Raw genomic sequence first — 15,612 nt, forward strand, 5'->3', positions numbered from 1 at the left:
TGTACCGGCGACTGTAGAGGAACCGCGCGGCGCCCGGGGGTGCGCTACTCGGCCGGCGGCTGCGTCCGGCAGGTCACCGCGATCCGGTTCCACACGTTGATGGTGGCGATCGCCGTCACCAGGTCCGCCAGCTCCTTCTCCGACCACACCTTCGTCGCGGCGTCCCAGACGTCGTCCGGCACGCCGTGCTCGCCGAGCCGGGTCACCGCGTCGGTGAGGGCCAGCGCGGCCCGCTCCCGCTCGTCGAAGAACGGGGCCTCGCGCCACGCCGCGACCGCGAACAGCCGGCGGCTGTCCTCACCGGCCGCCAGCGCCTCGCGGCTGTGCATGTCCACGCAGAACGCGCAGCCGTTGCGCATCGACGCCCGCAGCTTCACCAGTTCCAGCACGGTGTGGTCCACGTTCGCCCGGACGTACTTCTCCAGGCCCAGCACGGCCTGGTACGCCTCGGGTGCCACCGCCGCCATGTCCATCCGGCTCATCGCCGCCTCCTTGGGGTTCGGGTACGCGGACAGGACGGGGCACGGCGGCTGCGGTGTGACGGCACGGCGGTGTGACGGTGGTCATGGCGCGGCTGGACAGCCGTCGTTGACGTGCCGGTCACCTCGACCGGAGTCCCCGGCCACCTGCGGCCGGTAGACCGGGCTGGCGACACCGCCGAGACCGGGAGAACCCATGACGTACTTCGATCGACGTACCCTGCTCCGCGCCGGCCTGGTCGCCGGTGCCGGAGTCGCCGGCGGCGCGCTGCTCGGCGCGCCCGGCGCGCCTGCCGCACCCGGCCTGCGGCGCGGCGGCCGGCCGTTGCTCACCCACGGCGTGCAGAGCGGCGACGTGACGGCCGGCTCGGCGCTGGTCTGGACCCGCGCGGACCGGCCCGGCCGGATGCTGGTCGAGGTGAGCCGCCGGCCGGACCTGCGCGGCGCCCGCCTGGTGGGCGGCCCGGTGGTCGACCCCACCGGCGACTTCACCGGCCGGGTCCGGCTGCGCGGTCTGCCCGCGGGTCAGCGGCTGCACTACCGGGTACGGGTGGAGTGCCTGGACCGGCGCGGCCTGTGCAGCGAGCCGCTGACCGGCTCGTTCGCCACCGCCCCCGGGCGGCACCAGCGGCGTGACGTGCGGTTCGTGTGGACCGGCGACATCGTCGGGCAGGGCTGGGGGATCAGCCCCGGCTTCGACGGCCTGGCGATCTTCCGGGCGATGCGGGAGCGCCGCCCCGACTTCTTCCTGTGCAGCGGCGACACCGTGTACGCCGACGGGCCGCTGGCCGAGAGCGTCGTCCTGCCGGACGGCCGTACCTGGCGCAACCTGGTGACGCCGGAGAAGAGCAAGGTGGCCGAGACGCTCGCCGAGTACCGGGGGCAGTTCGCGTACAACCTGCTCGACGAGCACCTGCGGGCGTTCGCCGCCGAGGTGCCGCAGATCAACCAGTGGGACGACCACGAGGTGGTGAACAACTGGTACCCGGGGGAGATCCTGACCGACGACAGGTACGGCGAGAAGCGGGTGGACGTGCTCGCCGCCCGGGCCCGGCAGGCGTTCCACGAGTGGCTGCCGGTGCCGGCGGGCGGGCCGATGTACCGCAAGTTGTCGTACGGGCCGCTGCTGGACGTGTTCGTGCTGGACATGCGCACCTACAAGGATCCGAACGACGGCAACACGTACGCCGACCGCAACCGCGGCCTGCTCGGCCGGGCGCAGCGGGAGTGGCTGATCCGGGAGCTGCGCGCGTCCCGCGCCACCTGGAAGGTGATCGCCAACGACCTGCCGATCGGCGTGGTGGTGCCGGACGGGGCAGGCGCGCAGGAGGGCGTCGCGCAGGGCGACCACGGCGCGCCGGCCGGCCGGGAGCTGGAGTTCGCCGAGGTGCTGCGCGCCTCGCACCGGGCCGGGGTGACCGGGCTGGTGTTCCTCACCGCCGACGTGCACTACACCGCCGCCCACCACTACGACCCGGCGCGCGCGGCGGTGCGGGACTTCAGCCCGTTCTGGGAGTTCGTCTCCGGCCCGGCGCACGCCGGCGCGTTCGGCCCGAACGCGCTCGACGGCACGTTCGGCCCGAAGGCGGTCTTCGTGCACGCCCCGCCGCGCGCCAACACCTCCCCGGCCGAGGGCTTCCAGCACTTCGGTGAGGTGTCGATCGACGGCCCGTCGGCGGCGCTGACGGTCCACCTCCGCGACCGGTCCGGCGCCTCCCTCTGGACCACCACCCTCCCGGCCCCGTCGCGCCCCGCCTGACCCCGTTGACCATGAGGTTGGCGGCGATGTCGATCTCGGATTTCGCCGTCAACCTCATGATCGACGGGGCAAGCCGGGGGTGCGGGATACTCAGCGGCGCGCGGGGTGGGGGTCGAGTACGCTTGGGCGCACAGGCGACGACCCGGCCATCACCGGCGAGCCTCCGGAAGAACGGCCGGGTCACCGGCTCAGTAGAACCGGACGGGACCGGCCCGTCACAGCCGGCCAACGAGCGGGCGGTCGCACCTCGGCCGCCAAGCGGGGTGGTACCGCGGGCCACGCCCGGGGCGCCGGTCACGGCGTACCGGATGTGGCTCGTCCTCGCAGACCACAGACGAGTGAGCTGCTGAGGGAGAGCGACAGGCGATGGCCTATCCGTTGCACGACCCGACCGGCGCCGGTGTCCCGGCGAGCCCGGACCTGCCCGCGGTCGAGCGCCGGGTGCTGGAGCACTGGACGGCCGACAAGACCTTCGAGGCGTCCGTCGAGGCCCGCGACGCCGGCCGCAACGGGGAGAACGAGTACGTCTTCTACGACGGCCCGCCGTTCGCCAACGGCCTGCCGCACTACGGCCACCTGTTCACCGGCTACGTCAAGGACGTGGTGCCGCGCTACCAGACCATGCGCGGCAAGCACGTCGAACGCCGGTTCGGCTGGGACTGCCACGGCCTGCCCGCCGAGGTGGTGGCCGAGAAGCAGCTCGGCATCACCACCAAGGCGGAGATCCTCGACCTCGGCGTGGCCCGGTTCAACGACGCCTGCCGCACGTCCGTGCTCGAGTTCACCCACGACTGGGAGCGGTACGTCACCCGGCAGGCCCGCTGGGTCGACTTCGCCAACGACTACAAGACGCTCGACCTGGACTACATGGAAAGCGTCATGTGGGCCTTCAAGACCCTGCACGACAAGGGCCTGGTCTACGAGGGCTTCCGGGTGCTCGCGTACTGCTGGCGGTGCGAGACGCCGCTGTCGAACACCGAGACCCGGATGGACGACGTCTACCGGGACCGGCACGACCCGACGCTCACCGTCTGGTTCGAGCTGACCGCCGACGAGAACGCGCCGGAGCCGCTGCGCGGGCCGGTCAAGCTGGGCGTCTGGACCACCACGCCGTGGACGCTGCCGTCGAACCTGGCGCTCGCCGTCGGCCCCGACATCGAGTACGCGCTGCTGGAACGCGACGGTGAGCGCTACGTCGTCGGCGCCGCGCGCCTCGGCGCGTACGCCAAGGAGCTGGAGGGGTACGAGCAGGTCGGCACCGTGTACGGCCGCGACCTGGTCGGACGCCGCTACACGCCGCTCTACGACTTCCTGGTCGAGCCGGCCGGCCCGAACGCCTACCAGGTGCTCGGCGCGGACTTCGTCACCACCGAGGACGGCACCGGGATCGTCCACCTGGCGCCCGCCTTCGGTGAGGACGACCAGAACACCTGCAACGCCGCCGGCATCCCCACCGTCGTGACCGTGGACGACCACACCCGGTTCACCGCGTTGGTGCCGCCGTACCAGGGCGAGCAGGTCTTCGACGTGAACAAGCCGGTGATCCGGGAGCTGAAGGAGCGGGGGGTGGTGCTGCGGCAGGACACCTACACCCACTCGTACCCGCACTGCTGGCGCTGCGACACCCCGCTGGTCTACAAGGCGGTGTCGTCGTGGTTCGTCGCGGTGACGAAGTTCAAGGACCGGATGGTCGAGCTGAACCAGCAGATCAACTGGACCCCCGGGCACATCAAGGACGGCTCGTTCGGCAAGTGGCTCGCCAACGCCCGGGACTGGTCGATCAGCCGGAACCGGTTCTGGGGCTCGCCGATCCCGGTGTGGCGCTCCGACGACCCGAACTACCCGCGGGTGGACGTGTACGGCTCGCTGGCCGACATCGAGCGTGACTTCGGCGTACGCCTGACCGACCTGCACCGGCCGGCGGTGGACGATCTGGTCCGCCCCAACCCGGACGATCCGACGGGCAAGTCGATGATGCGCCGGGTGCCGGAGGTGCTGGACTGCTGGTTCGAGTCCGGCTCGATGCCGTTCGCCCAGGTGCACTACCCGTTCGAGAATGCGGACTGGTTCGAGCACCACTACCCGGGTGACTTCATCGTCGAGTACATCGGGCAGACCCGCGGCTGGTTCTACACCATGCACGTGCTGGCCACCGCGCTGTTCGACCGGCCGGCGTTCCGCAACTGCCTGAGCCACGGCATCCTGCTCGGCTCGGACGGGCGCAAGATGTCCAAGAGCCTGCGCAACTACCCGGACGTCTACCACGTGTTCGACTCCTACGGGTCGGACGCGATGCGATGGATGCTGATGTCCTCGCCGGTGCTGCGCGGCGGCGACATGGCTGTGACCGAGACGCTGATCCGGGACGCGGTGCGCCAGGTCCTGCTGCCGCTGTGGAACGTCTGGTACTTCTTCTCGCTCTACGCCAACGCCGACGGCCACACCGCGCGTCGTCGTACCGACTCGGCGAACGTGCTCGACCGGTACGTGCTGGCGAAGACGAACGAGCTGGTGGCGACCGTCGGCGCGCAGATGGACGCGTACGACATCTCCGGTGCGTGCGCGACGGTGCGGTCCTACCTGGACGCGCTGACCAACTGGTACGTGCGCCGGTCCCGGGACCGGTTCTGGGCCGGCGACGCGGACGCGTTCGACACGCTGTGGACCGTGCTGGAGACGCTCTGCCGGGTGGTGGCGCCGCTGGCGCCGCTGACCGCCGAGGAGATCTGGCGCGGGCTGACCGGCGAGCGGTCGGTGCACCTGACCGACTGGCCGTCCGCGGCGGAGTTCCCGGCCGACCACGAGCTGGTCTCCGCGATGGACAACGTCCGGGCGGTCGCCTCGGCGGCGTTGTCGCTGCGCAAGGCCAAGGGGTTGCGGGTGCGACTGCCGCTGGCCCGGTTGACCGTGGCCTCGCCGGCCGCGGAGCAGCTACGGCCGTTCGCCGACCTGATCGCCGACGAGGTCAACGTGAAGACGGTGGAGTTCAGCGCGGAGCTGTCCGCGTACTGCCAGCAGGTGCTCACCGTGGTGCCGCGGGCGCTCGGCCCGCGCGTCGGCAAGGCCGTCCAGCAGGTGATCAAGGCGGTCAAGGCGGGGGAGTGGGAGCTGCGCGACGGCGCCCCGGTCGCCGCCGGGGTCACGCTCGCCGAGGGGGAGTACGAGCTGCGCCTGGTCGCCGCCGACGCGGAGCACTCCGCGCCGCTGCCCGGCGGTGAGGGAGTGGTCGTGCTGGACACCGAGGTCACGCCGGAACTGGCCGCCGAGGGGCTGGCCCGGGACGTCGTCCGGGTCGTGCAGCAGGCCCGCCGCGAGGCCGGCCTGGACGTCTCGGACCGGATCACGGTGGCCGTCTCCGCCTCCGAGGAGGTGCGCGCGGCGGTCGCCGCGTACACCGAGTTCGTGGCCCGGGAGGTGCTCGCGGACAGCATCGACTTCGCCGAGGGCCTCGACGGCTTCACCGGCGAGGCGGGCGAGGGCGAGCGCGTGACCGTGACGGTCCGCAGGGTGTGATGTAAGGCGGGGGCCCTTCTTAACGCCTCAGGTAGAGGAAGGGCCCCTGCTTAACACCCGCACCCAGCGAGTGGACTGCGGGCCACCCGCTCGGTGGCGGACGGCCGCGTCGGCTACCGTGACAGCGCCTGTTTCACGTACGACCGCCGGAGGACCCGTGCCCCTGCTCTACACCATCGGCAAGCTCACCGTGGCGCCCGCGCTCCGGTTGGCCTTCCGTCCGCACGTGGAGGGTTTGGAGCACATCCCGGCGACCGGCGGCGCGATCTTCGCCAGCAACCACCTCTCCGTCGCCGACGAACTGCTCCTCGGCACCGTGGTGCCCCGGCACCTGGCGTTCTGGGCCAAGTCGGAGTACTTCAAGGGCACCGGGCTCAAGGGCAGCTTCTCCAAGTTCGTGCTCACCGGCCTGGGCGCGATCCCGGTCGAGCGGGCCGGTGGCCGGGCCGCGCTGACCGCGTTCGACGCGGCGATCCCGGTGCTCAAGGCCGGTGACCTGGTCGCCGTCTACCCGGAGGGCACCCGCTCCCCGGACGGGCGGCTCTACCGCGGGCGTACCGGCACCGTCCGGCTGGCGATCGCCGCCGGCGTGCCGATCATCCCGGTCGGCGTGACCGGCACCGACAAGGCCCAGCCCATCGGCACGCGGATCCCGCGACCGGGCCGCGCCAAGATCACCATCAAGTTCGGCAAGCCGCTGGACTACACCGGCCGTCCCGACGACCGCACCTCGCTGCGCGCGATGACCGACGAGATGATGGCCGAGATCCAGGAGCTCAGCGGCCAGGAGTACGTCCCGCGCTACGCCCCGAAGCGCGCCGGCCAGACCGCAGGTGACCAGGCCGGCGGCGAGCAGACCGCCTGAGCGGTCAGGACTTCGGCACCACCACACGCTGGCGCAGGTCGTTCAGCAGCCGCCCGCTGTCGTCCACCGAGAGCCGGGTGAACACCCCTGTGGTGAGGCTGCCGTGGTCGGCCGAGACGCAGACCACCACCGAGTCGCCGTCCGCCCGGCCGACGGCGCAGCGCTCGTAGCGCCCCCGTACGCCCGTGTCCACGGCCACCGACTCCTTCAGGGCGTAGTCCCCGGCCAGACGGTCGATTTCCGCCTCGGCGTCCGACTCCGGACTGAACCGCAGGCCGGTGCTGCCGAACAACGTCACCCGCTTGCCGTCGCTCGTGCTGTAGATGCCGGCGAACGTGTCCTCGGCGAGCAGGTTCGCCTCGCGTACCTGGGACTTCAGCTCCTCGGCGGCGACCCGGCTGCTGTCGTCCTGGCGCAGCCGCATCGAGTCGATCTGGTCCGGGAGGGTGGCGTCGGCCGGGTACTGGCTGGAGATCGGCTGGAACCACCAGAGCGGGAGGCCGCAGCAGCAGGCCACGGAGAGCAGCAGCACCCAGGGCCAGCGGCGCCGGCGGCGGGTCCGCTTGGGCGGCTGCTGCCAGCCCGGCGGCGCGGCCGGCGGGCCGGCCTTGCCCCGGCGCTGCTTCGGCGGCCGGCCGGGCTTCGCCGGCGGCGCGACCGGCGCCGGCGGAGGCAGGGGGCGGGCGGCCGGCGGGCCGGGGTGGTGCGGCGGCGAGACCGGCCGGGCCGGTCCGGGGTACGGCGGGCTGTGCGGTGGTGGTGAGACCGGCCGGGCTGCGGGCGGCGCGGGATGGGCCGGCGGCGCCGGTTGCGGGGCGGGGTGGGCCGGTGGCGCCGGATGGGCCGGGTGGGAGTTGTTCGGCGCGGCCCAGGGCGCGGTGTACGGCAGCGTCGGCGTCAGCGGCGGCAGCTCGGGGGCGTGCAGCTCCCAGCCGGTGGTGTCCACCCCCGCCCACGGGTCGACCGGCGTTGCGTGTTCCGGTGACGCGAGCGGCGGCACCGGCGTGGGCTCGGCGGACTCACCCCAGCCGGGCCGGCGCGGCGGCGGTGGCGGGACGGCGGCGGAACCGCTCCAGCGGGGCGCGGGCGCCTCGACCCGGGCCGGGTCGGGTGTGCTCTCCACCCGGGTGGGATCCGGGGTGTTCTCGACCCGGGTGGGGTCGGGGGTGGTCGTGGCCTGGGGCGGCCGCGGCGCGAGGTCGATGCGGGTCGGATCCGGCCGGCGCCCGGTCCGCGGAGTGGGGACGGGCGTGGTGCGGCCGGGAACCGCGGCCGATCCCCGAGCGCGGGTGACCGGTACGGGTGGGGTGGCGTCGGTGCCGGCCGGCGTCCCGGCGTCGACGGTCGGCGCCTCGGCGTCGCCGGTAGGGGTGTCGGCGGCGCCGGCCGTCGTTCCGGCGTTGCCGGTGGAGGCATCGGCGTCGGCGGTCGTCGTTCCGGCCTGGCTCGGCGATTCGGCGTCGCCAGTCGCGGCCTCCGCCGGCGGGTGCGTGTTCGCACCGTCGAGCGAGGCGGCGGCCGGGTCTGCCGGATAACCCGCCCGTTCGACTGGTTCGTCCTGCCGCGCCGCCTCGGCCGGCTCCGTCGGTTCGCCCTGGTCGGCCGGGTCGGCCGGCTCCGCCTGGTCGGCCGGTGCCGACGTCGACTGCGGGTCGGAGGTCGAGGTCACCGGGCTCTGCGCGGCCGGGACGTCGGACGGCGAGTCGTGCGCCTCATCGTCGGATGACCGGTCACCGGGCTCGATGCGGTGCGGCTGCTCGTCGGACGCGACGGCGGAAGGCCGGCGGTGGGGCGTACCGTCGTGCGGTTCGCCGTCGGCGGCGTCGGACGGCTGGTCGGCCGGCACCCCGTCGGAGCTCCGGTCGTCGGCGGCCTCCGGCGTGCCGGAAGGGGACGCCGGAGCCGAGGCGCCGGTGGCGTCCTCGGTGTCGGCGGCGGTCGCCGGCTCGGTGACGGACGGCATCTCGGCCCCGTCGGCCGGCCGGTCCGCCCCCGGCTGCGGCTGCGGCATCGCGGCAATCTCCTCTCGCGCCCGTTGCGAGGTTAGTACCGTCCCGCCACCCAGGACGAATTCCGCCCCGGCCCCCGGGCACCCACCCCGGTGATCAAGGAGTTCGTGTCCGCCGGGAGCGTGGGGCAGCGCACAAACTCCTTGATCAACGCGGCGGACACGGGCGCGGGCGCGGGAGAGGGCGGGGGCACCGCGTACGCTTGGGCATCATGAGTGCCCCGTCCACGACCCCGCGTCCCGCCGCCGCCAACTCGGTCTGGCCCCGGCTGGAGCCGTTGCTGCCGCAGGTGACCAAGCCCATCCAGTACGTGGGTGGAGAGCTGGGAGCGGTGGTCAAGGACTGGGACGCCGCGACCGTCCGGTGGGCGCTCATGTACCCGGACGCGTACGAGGTGGGCCTGCCCAACCAGGGCGTGCAGATCCTCTACGAGGTGCTCAACGAGCTGCCCGACGTGCTGGCCGAGCGGACGTACGCGGTCTGGCCCGACCTGGAGAAGCTGATGCGCGCCCACGGCGTGCCGCAGTTCACCGTCGATGCCCACCGCCCGGTGCGTGACTTCGACGTGTTCGGCGTCTCGTTCTCCACCGAGCTGGGCTACACCAATTTGCTCACCGCGATCGACCTGGCCGGTATCCCGCTGCTCGCCGCCGACCGTACCGACGCCGACCCGGTGATCGTGGCCGGCGGGCACGCCGCGTTCAACCCGGAGCCGATCGCCGACTTCGTCGACGCCGCGGTGCTCGGCGACGGCGAGGAGGCGGTGCTGGAGATCACCGCCATCGTGCGGGAGTGGAAGGCCGAGGGCTCCCCGGGTGGCCGGGACGAGCTGCTGCTGCGGCTGGCCCGCACGGAGAGCGTCTACGTGCCGCGCTTCTACGACGTCGACTACCTGCCCGACGGCCGGATCCAGCGGGTCGTGCCGAACCGTCCGGACGTGCCGTTCCGGGTGCACAAGCGCACGACCATGGACCTGGACGCCTGGCCGTACCCGAAGAAGCCCCTGGTCCCGCTCGCCGAGACGGTGCACGAGCGGTACGCGGTGGAGATCTTCCGGGGCTGCACCCGGGGCTGCCGCTTCTGCCAGGCCGGCATGATCACCCGTCCGGTGCGGGAGCGTTCGATCACCACCGTCGGTCAGATGGTCAAGGAAGGGCTGGAGTTCTCCGGCTTCCACGAGGTGGGCCTGCTGTCGCTGTCGTCGGCCGACCACTCGGAGATCGGCGACATGTGCTCCGGCCTGGCCGAGCAGTACGCGGGCACGAACGTCTCGCTGTCGCTGCCGTCGACCCGGGTGGACGCGTTCAACATCGACCTGGCCCAGGAACTGTCCCGCAACGGGCGCCGGACCGGTCTGACCTTCGCCCCCGAGGGCGGGTCGGAGCGGATCCGTAAGGTGATCAACAAGATGGTGTCGAAGGAAGACCTCATCCGCACCGTGGTCACCGCGTACTCCAACGGCTGGCGGCAGGTGAAGCTCTACTTCATGTGCGGCCTGCCCACGGAGACCGACGAGGACGTCCTGGAGATCGCCGACATGGCGCACGAGGTGATCCGGGCCGGCCGCGCGGCGACCGGGTCCAAGGACATCCGCTGCACGGTCTCCATCGGCGGGTTCGTGCCGAAGCCGCACACCCCGTTCCAGTGGGCCTCGATGGAGCGGCCGGAGGTCATCGACGGCCGGCTCAAGCTGCTCAAGCAGGCGATCAACAGCGACCGGTCGCTCGGCCGGGCGATCGGCTTCCGCTACCACGACGGTGAGCCGTCGCTGATCGAGGGCCTGCTGTCCCGGGGCGACCGCCGGGTCGGCGCGGTGATCCGCAGGGTCTGGGAGAACGGCGGCCGGTTCGACGGCTGGAGCGAGCACTTCTCGTACCAGCGCTGGGTGGACGCCGCCGCCGAGGTGCTGCCGGCGTACGGCGTGGACCTCGACTGGTACACCACCCGCGAGCGCGAGGAGCTGGAGGTCCTGCCCTGGGACCACCTCGACTCCGGCCTTGACAAGGACTGGCTCTGGCAGGACTGGCAGGACTCGCTCTCGGAGTACGAGCAGGACGACTGCCGCTGGACGCCCTGCTTCGACTGCGGCGTCTGCCCGTCCATGGACACCGAGATCCAGATCGGCCCGACCGGGCGCAAGCTGCTGCCGCTCACCCCGGTCAACGGACTGAAGCTGCCCGCCGCCGCCCAGGGCTGAGGCCACCGGCACTCACCGGAGCGCGGGAACCCGACCGGGTTCCCGCGCTCCGTCGTCTTTCCCGGTGACCGCCGCGATACGCGGGGCGGGGGTGCCCCGACTGGTCCTTCCTCGATACGCTGCGTCCGTAATGGACCGGCCGGGGCCGGCAGCGGGGAGGACAGGCAGTATGGGCATCAATCCGCCGGATACCGGCGATCTGCACGTCAGCGTCGAGGACCTGGATGCGGCGGCCGAGTACATCGAGCGCCTCAAGCAGTACGTCGAGGACACCATCTCCTGGGAGATGGAGCGCATCAAGGAGAACATGAAGGGCGACAGCAACAGCCCGCAGATCGTCTCGAACGGCACCCCGTTCGGCGCGTTCGCCGACGCCCGGTTGCAGTGGCAGGCGCTGGAGCGCTCCACGGCCAACATGGAGGCACACCTCAAGGGCCTCTCCGCCAAGCTGGCCGGCCTGAAGAAGGGCACCGAGGACATCGCCAAGGCGTTCCGTGACGCCGAGGAGCGCAACGCCGCAAACGGCAAGGACATCGAGCGGCTGCTGGAGTCCGCTGCTTCGCCGCCCGGTGGCGCAGAGCCGCCCACCTACCCGTACACGGCCTGAGAGAGGAGACGGTCATGGCTGGAGCCACTTGGGAACGCTGTGTCCGCGAGGTGACGCTGTCGGCGGATCCGTACACCGTCGGCCTGGTCGGCTCGGGGTGGAGCAACCTCTCCACCGCTCTCGGCCACCTGCGCGACTCCCTCGTCGGCCGGTCGTTCGTCGGCCCGATCGCGGCCGGCCAGGAGCGTCCGCACACCGGCGGCCTGCCCGGGATGCTCGCGGGCTGGAAGGGCAGCGGCGGCGACGCGTACCGCGAGCACCTGTCCGAGATCGGCAAGGACATCGAGGAACTCATCACGCACGCCAGCAATGTCGGCGGCGCGCTGTCGCGGATCGAGGGTGACATCCGCAAGACGGTGGCGAGCATCCCGATCCCGCTGATGGACAACTTCGGCTGGAACGAGTGGAGCCTGCCCGGCGGCACCGAGCTGGACGACGCACGCGACGGTGAGAGCCAGTCCGGTTTCCTCGCCGCCCTGCGCAGTGACTACCAGGGCAACCAAGCATTGTACGCCGACGGCGCGTTCCGCGACAAGGCCGACGACCTCGAAGCCACCATGAAGATCGACGGCAACGCCAGCGACCAGGAGCGTGGCGGCTGGTGGGACACCAAGTCGCACCTCGACAACTGGTACAACGACAACCAGAAGGCGGCCAACGCGGCGATGGCGCCGTTGCCGGCCGCAGTGGAGGCCGAGCGCCCCAAGCTGGCCGTACCTCAGCACAAGGGTGACTTCGGCGACGGCTACCGGGGCGACCCGCGCGTTCCCCCGGCCGGCGTACCCGGTGGTGGCCTGCCCGGTGGCGGCGCACCCGGCGGCGGCATGCCCGGCGGTGGCATGCCCGGCGGTGGCGGCCCCATGCCGTCCCTAGGCAGCACCGGCATCCCCGGTGGCGGCGCGCCCGGTGGCAGTTCGTTCACGCCGCCGAGCACCGGTGTCCCCGGCGGTGGCATCCCCGGCGGCGGCTCCTACAGCCCGCCGGCCACCGGGGGGATCCCCGAGCTCGGTGGCGCCCCCGGCTCGGGCACCCCGGAGTACGGCAGCGGTCTGGCCGGCGCGGGCGGGCCCGGCACGATCACCGCCGGCGGGCCGGGCACGCTCGGTCTGGGCGGCGGCGGTGGCGCGGGCGGACTGAGCGCCGGTGGCGGCGGCTTCGGCGGCGGTGGCGCCGGCCTGGGTTCGGCCGGTGGGATCGGCGGCGGTGGGATCGGCGCAGCCGGCGGCATGGCCATGGGCGGCCTGCCCGGCATGGTCGGCGGCGGTAACGGCAAGGTTCCGCCACTGACCAGCGCGGCCAGCGCGCTGAAGGCCGCGGCCGCGGCGGGACCGGGCGGCGCGGCCGGCGCGCGTGGCGGGATGGCCGGCGCCGGAATGATGGGCGGCGGGATGATGGGTGGCCACGGCGGTGCCGGGCACGGCGGCGGCGCGGCGGAGCACTCGTCATGGTTGACTGAGGACGACGATCCGTGGGGCGCCGGTGACGGTGCGTCCCCGGGCATCCTGCGATGAGGACGGACGGATGAAGGTGCACGTCGGCGCGCTCCGGCCGGTGGCGGCCGGTCTGCTTGCCGGACTGATGCTGCTGGGTGCCGCCCAGCCCGCGGTCGCCGCTCCGCGCCGCGCCGAGCAGTGGTATCTGGACGAGTTGCGGATCGACCGGGCGCATCAGATCTCCACCGGGCGGGGCGTCGTCGTCGGTGTGCTGGACACCGGCGTCGACGCCGGGCACCCCGACATGCGGGGCCAGGTTCTGGCCGGGGGCAGCACCCGCGACTCCGGCGACGGGCGGCGCGACCCGGACGGCCACGGCACCCATATGGCCGGGATCATCGCGGCCAACGGAACCGGGGTGGTCGGCATCGCGCCCGACGCCCGGATCCTGCCCATCCGGAAGCCCGCCGGCGACGCGTTCACCTCGGACGACTCCGCGAGGGGCATCCGGATGGCTGTCGACGGCGGGGCGAAGGTGCTCAACCTGTCGTACGGCGGCGCCGGAGCCGTGGAGGAGGTCGAGGAGGCCGCGATCCGGTACGCGCTGGAGCGCGACGTGGTCGTGGTGGCCGCCGCCGGTAACGTCCGGCAGGCCGGCCCGGACGTCACCTCACCCGCCAAGATCCCCGGCGTGATCGCGGTGACCGGCACGGTCCGGGGCGGAGGTTTCTGGTCCGGATCGGCCCAGGGCCCGGAGGCGGTGATCGCCGCGCCCGGGGACGAGGTCTACAACATCGGACCGGACCGGGGCTACGGCTGGGGCGACGGCACCTCCGACGCCGCCGCCGTCGTCTCCGGCGTCGCGGCGCTGATCCGGTCGGAGTACCCGAAGCTCTCCGCGCCCGACGTGATCAACCGGATCATCCGCACCGCCCGGGACGCCGGCCCGCCCGGCCGCGATCCCCGGTTCGGCTTCGGGCGGATCGACCCGGTGGCGGCGCTGACCGCCGACGTGCCGTCGGTGTCGGCGAACCCGCTGCTCGGGGCCGCCGCGCCGAGCGCGTCCGCGCCGCCGGCCGCCGCCGAGGACGACAACTTCGACGTGACGAAGTACGGCGACCGGGGCGGCCCCACCGACCAGCAGGTCATGGTGATCGGCATCGGCATCGCGGTGGCGCTCGTGGTGCTGCTGGCGCTCGTGGTGTTCCTGATCTGGAACCGCCGCCGTCACCGGCGCGAGCTGGCCCGCACTGCCGACATCCCGGACGAGGCGCTCGACCGGATGGACGGTGGTGGGCAGTTCCCGCCGGTCCCGGCCGGCTATCCCGCCGCCCCGCCTTCCGGCTACGGCCCTCCCGGCAGCCACCCGTCACCCGGCGCCTACGCCCACCCGGGCACCCCGTCCCACCCGGGCGCCTACGCCCAGCCGGTTGCCCCCGCCCACCCGGGCGGGTACGCCCACCCCGGCGCGGGCACGGGCCCCACACCGGGTGGCTACCCCCAGCCCGGCGCAGGCGCCTCCCCCCACCCCGGCGCGGGCGCCTACCCACCCCCACCCCAGCAGCCCACCCCACCCCACGACACCCGCACCTGACCCACCCCCCACTCCCGAAGGCCCGCCCCACCCACCCAACCCACCCCGTCGATCATGAAGTTGACGGCGATGTCGATCTCCAATCGTGCCGCCAACCTCATGATCGACCGGCTGCCCCGCGCGGCTACCCGTTCTGCTCCGCTCCGCCTGACCGGCTCTGTCCGGTGATCAAGGGGTTTGTGCACTGAGGTGAGGCGGATCTGGACGTTAAGTCCTTGATCATCGGGTGAGGGCCCCACCTGAGTGCCGGGAAGGGCTGGGGTTTGGGTGGGTTTGGGGTGGGTGGGGTGGCCCCGGGTGTGGGGCGTGGTGGGCGCTGCGTCAGGATGAGACCGATACGCAGGCACAGCCGAGGAGCTCACGATCGCCAGAAAGCCTCAACCCGAGGGCGGCCAGGCCCCCGTCGTCCAGCGGGTCCGTATCCGGTACGCCAAGCGTGGGCCGCTGCGGTTCACCTCGCACCGGGACTTCGCCCGGGCCTTCGAGCGCGCGCTGCGCCGGGCCGGCGTACCGATCGCCTTCTCCCAGGGGTTCACTCCGCACCCGAAGATCTCGTACGCCTCGGCCGCCCCGACGGGTGTGGCGAGCGAGGCCGAGTACCTGGAGATCGGGCTCCGTGAGCCGGTCGACCCGGCGCGGCTGCGTGAGGCGCTCGACGCCGCACTCTCGCCCGGGCTCGACGTGCTCGACGCGGTGGAGGCCACCGGCGGCAGCCTGGCGGACCGGATCGAGGCGTCGTACTGGCGTATCGAGCTGCCCGAGGTCGATCCGAAGGTGCTCGCGGCGGCGGTGGCGGCCTTCACCGCCGCCGAGGAGATCCAGGTCGAGCGGATGACCAAGCAGGGGCGGCGTACGTTCGACGCCCGCGCTGCAGTGGTGTCTATCGATGTCGCGGCTCCGGCTGAGACGCCTTCCGGGGCGGCGGCCGTACCGTGTGCGATACTCGAACTGGTCGTGCGGCAGGTCACCCCGTCCGTTCGGCCCGATGACGTCCTGTCCGGCCTCCGCGCGGTGGCCGCCCTGGAGCCGCCGGTCACCCCGAAGGTGATCCGGCTGGCGCAGGGCACGTTGACCGCGCAGGGCGAGATCGTCGATCCGTTGGACGCGGATCGCGACGGGGCAACCATCGGAGAGCGCTGACCGTCGGTCAACGCTC

At 72.9% G+C, this 15,612-nt stretch carries 10 protein-coding genes; 8 read left to right on the plus strand and 2 right to left on the minus strand.

Features of this window, described 5'->3' with window-relative positions:
• Positions 1-44: 44 nt before the first annotated feature.
• The gene (locus tag ABIH81_RS14755) at positions 45-482 is read right to left on the minus strand and encodes a carboxymuconolactone decarboxylase family protein (RefSeq protein ID WP_349880802.1); all 438 of its coding nucleotides are present in this window, start codon (positions 480-482) and stop codon (positions 45-47) included.
• Positions 483-675: 193 nt separating this feature from the next.
• Here ABIH81_RS14755 and ABIH81_RS14760 point away from each other — a divergent pair, with 193 nt between their 5' ends.
• The 3 genes from ABIH81_RS14760 to ABIH81_RS14770 all read left to right on the plus strand — a co-directional run bounded on the left by ABIH81_RS14760 (position 676) and on the right by ABIH81_RS14770 (position 6,616).
• Positions 676-2,238 (plus strand): alkaline phosphatase D family protein, encoded by a 1,563-nt coding sequence (locus ABIH81_RS14760; RefSeq protein WP_349880803.1) that lies wholly within the window; start codon positions 676-678, stop codon positions 2,236-2,238.
• A gap of 366 nt (positions 2,239-2,604) precedes the next feature.
• Complete coding sequence (gene ileS, locus ABIH81_RS14765; RefSeq protein WP_349880804.1) at positions 2,605-5,751, plus strand: isoleucine--tRNA ligase; 3,147 nt, start codon at positions 2,605-2,607, stop codon at positions 5,749-5,751.
• 157 nt (positions 5,752-5,908) lie between these two features.
• Positions 5,909-6,616 (plus strand): lysophospholipid acyltransferase family protein, encoded by a 708-nt coding sequence (locus tag ABIH81_RS14770; RefSeq protein WP_349880805.1) that lies wholly within the window; start codon positions 5,909-5,911, stop codon positions 6,614-6,616.
• Positions 6,617-6,620: 4 nt separating this feature from the next.
• On the opposite strand, the gene ABIH81_RS14775 is transcribed toward ABIH81_RS14770, so the two are convergent.
• Entirely contained in the window at positions 6,621-8,627 is a 2,007-nt protein-coding gene (locus ABIH81_RS14775; RefSeq protein ID WP_349880806.1) for a hypothetical protein, read from the minus strand.
• A gap of 209 nt (positions 8,628-8,836) precedes the next feature.
• Between ABIH81_RS14775 and ABIH81_RS14780 the strand changes: the two genes are divergently transcribed.
• The 5 genes from ABIH81_RS14780 (at position 8,837) to ABIH81_RS14800 (ending at position 15,596) form a co-directional block, all read left to right on the plus strand.
• Complete coding sequence (locus ABIH81_RS14780; RefSeq protein WP_349880807.1) at positions 8,837-10,822, plus strand: TIGR03960 family B12-binding radical SAM protein; 1,986 nt, start codon at positions 8,837-8,839, stop codon at positions 10,820-10,822.
• Positions 10,823-10,991: 169 nt separating this feature from the next.
• Positions 10,992-11,429, plus strand: coding sequence for a hypothetical protein (locus ABIH81_RS14785; protein ID WP_349880808.1), 438 nt, complete (start codon positions 10,992-10,994; stop codon positions 11,427-11,429).
• A 14-nt stretch (positions 11,430-11,443) separates the two neighbouring features.
• A complete protein-coding gene (locus ABIH81_RS14790) occupies positions 11,444-12,940 on the plus strand; it encodes a hypothetical protein (protein ID WP_349880809.1) in 1,497 nt (498 codons plus the stop codon).
• Between the two features lie 10 nt (positions 12,941-12,950).
• On the plus strand, positions 12,951-14,456 hold the full coding sequence (gene mycP, locus ABIH81_RS14795; protein WP_349880810.1) for a type VII secretion-associated serine protease mycosin: 1,506 nt from the start codon (positions 12,951-12,953) through the stop codon (positions 14,454-14,456).
• 444 nt (positions 14,457-14,900) lie between these two features.
• On the plus strand, positions 14,901-15,596 hold the full coding sequence (locus ABIH81_RS14800; RefSeq protein WP_349881109.1) for a TIGR03936 family radical SAM-associated protein: 696 nt from the start codon (positions 14,901-14,903) through the stop codon (positions 15,594-15,596).
• The last annotated feature ends 16 nt before the right edge of the window (positions 15,597-15,612 follow it).

The organism is Micromonospora sp. HUAS YX12 (genome assembly GCF_040215685.1).
Classification (GTDB): Bacteria; Actinomycetota; Actinomycetes; order Mycobacteriales; family Micromonosporaceae; genus Micromonospora; species Micromonospora tulbaghiae.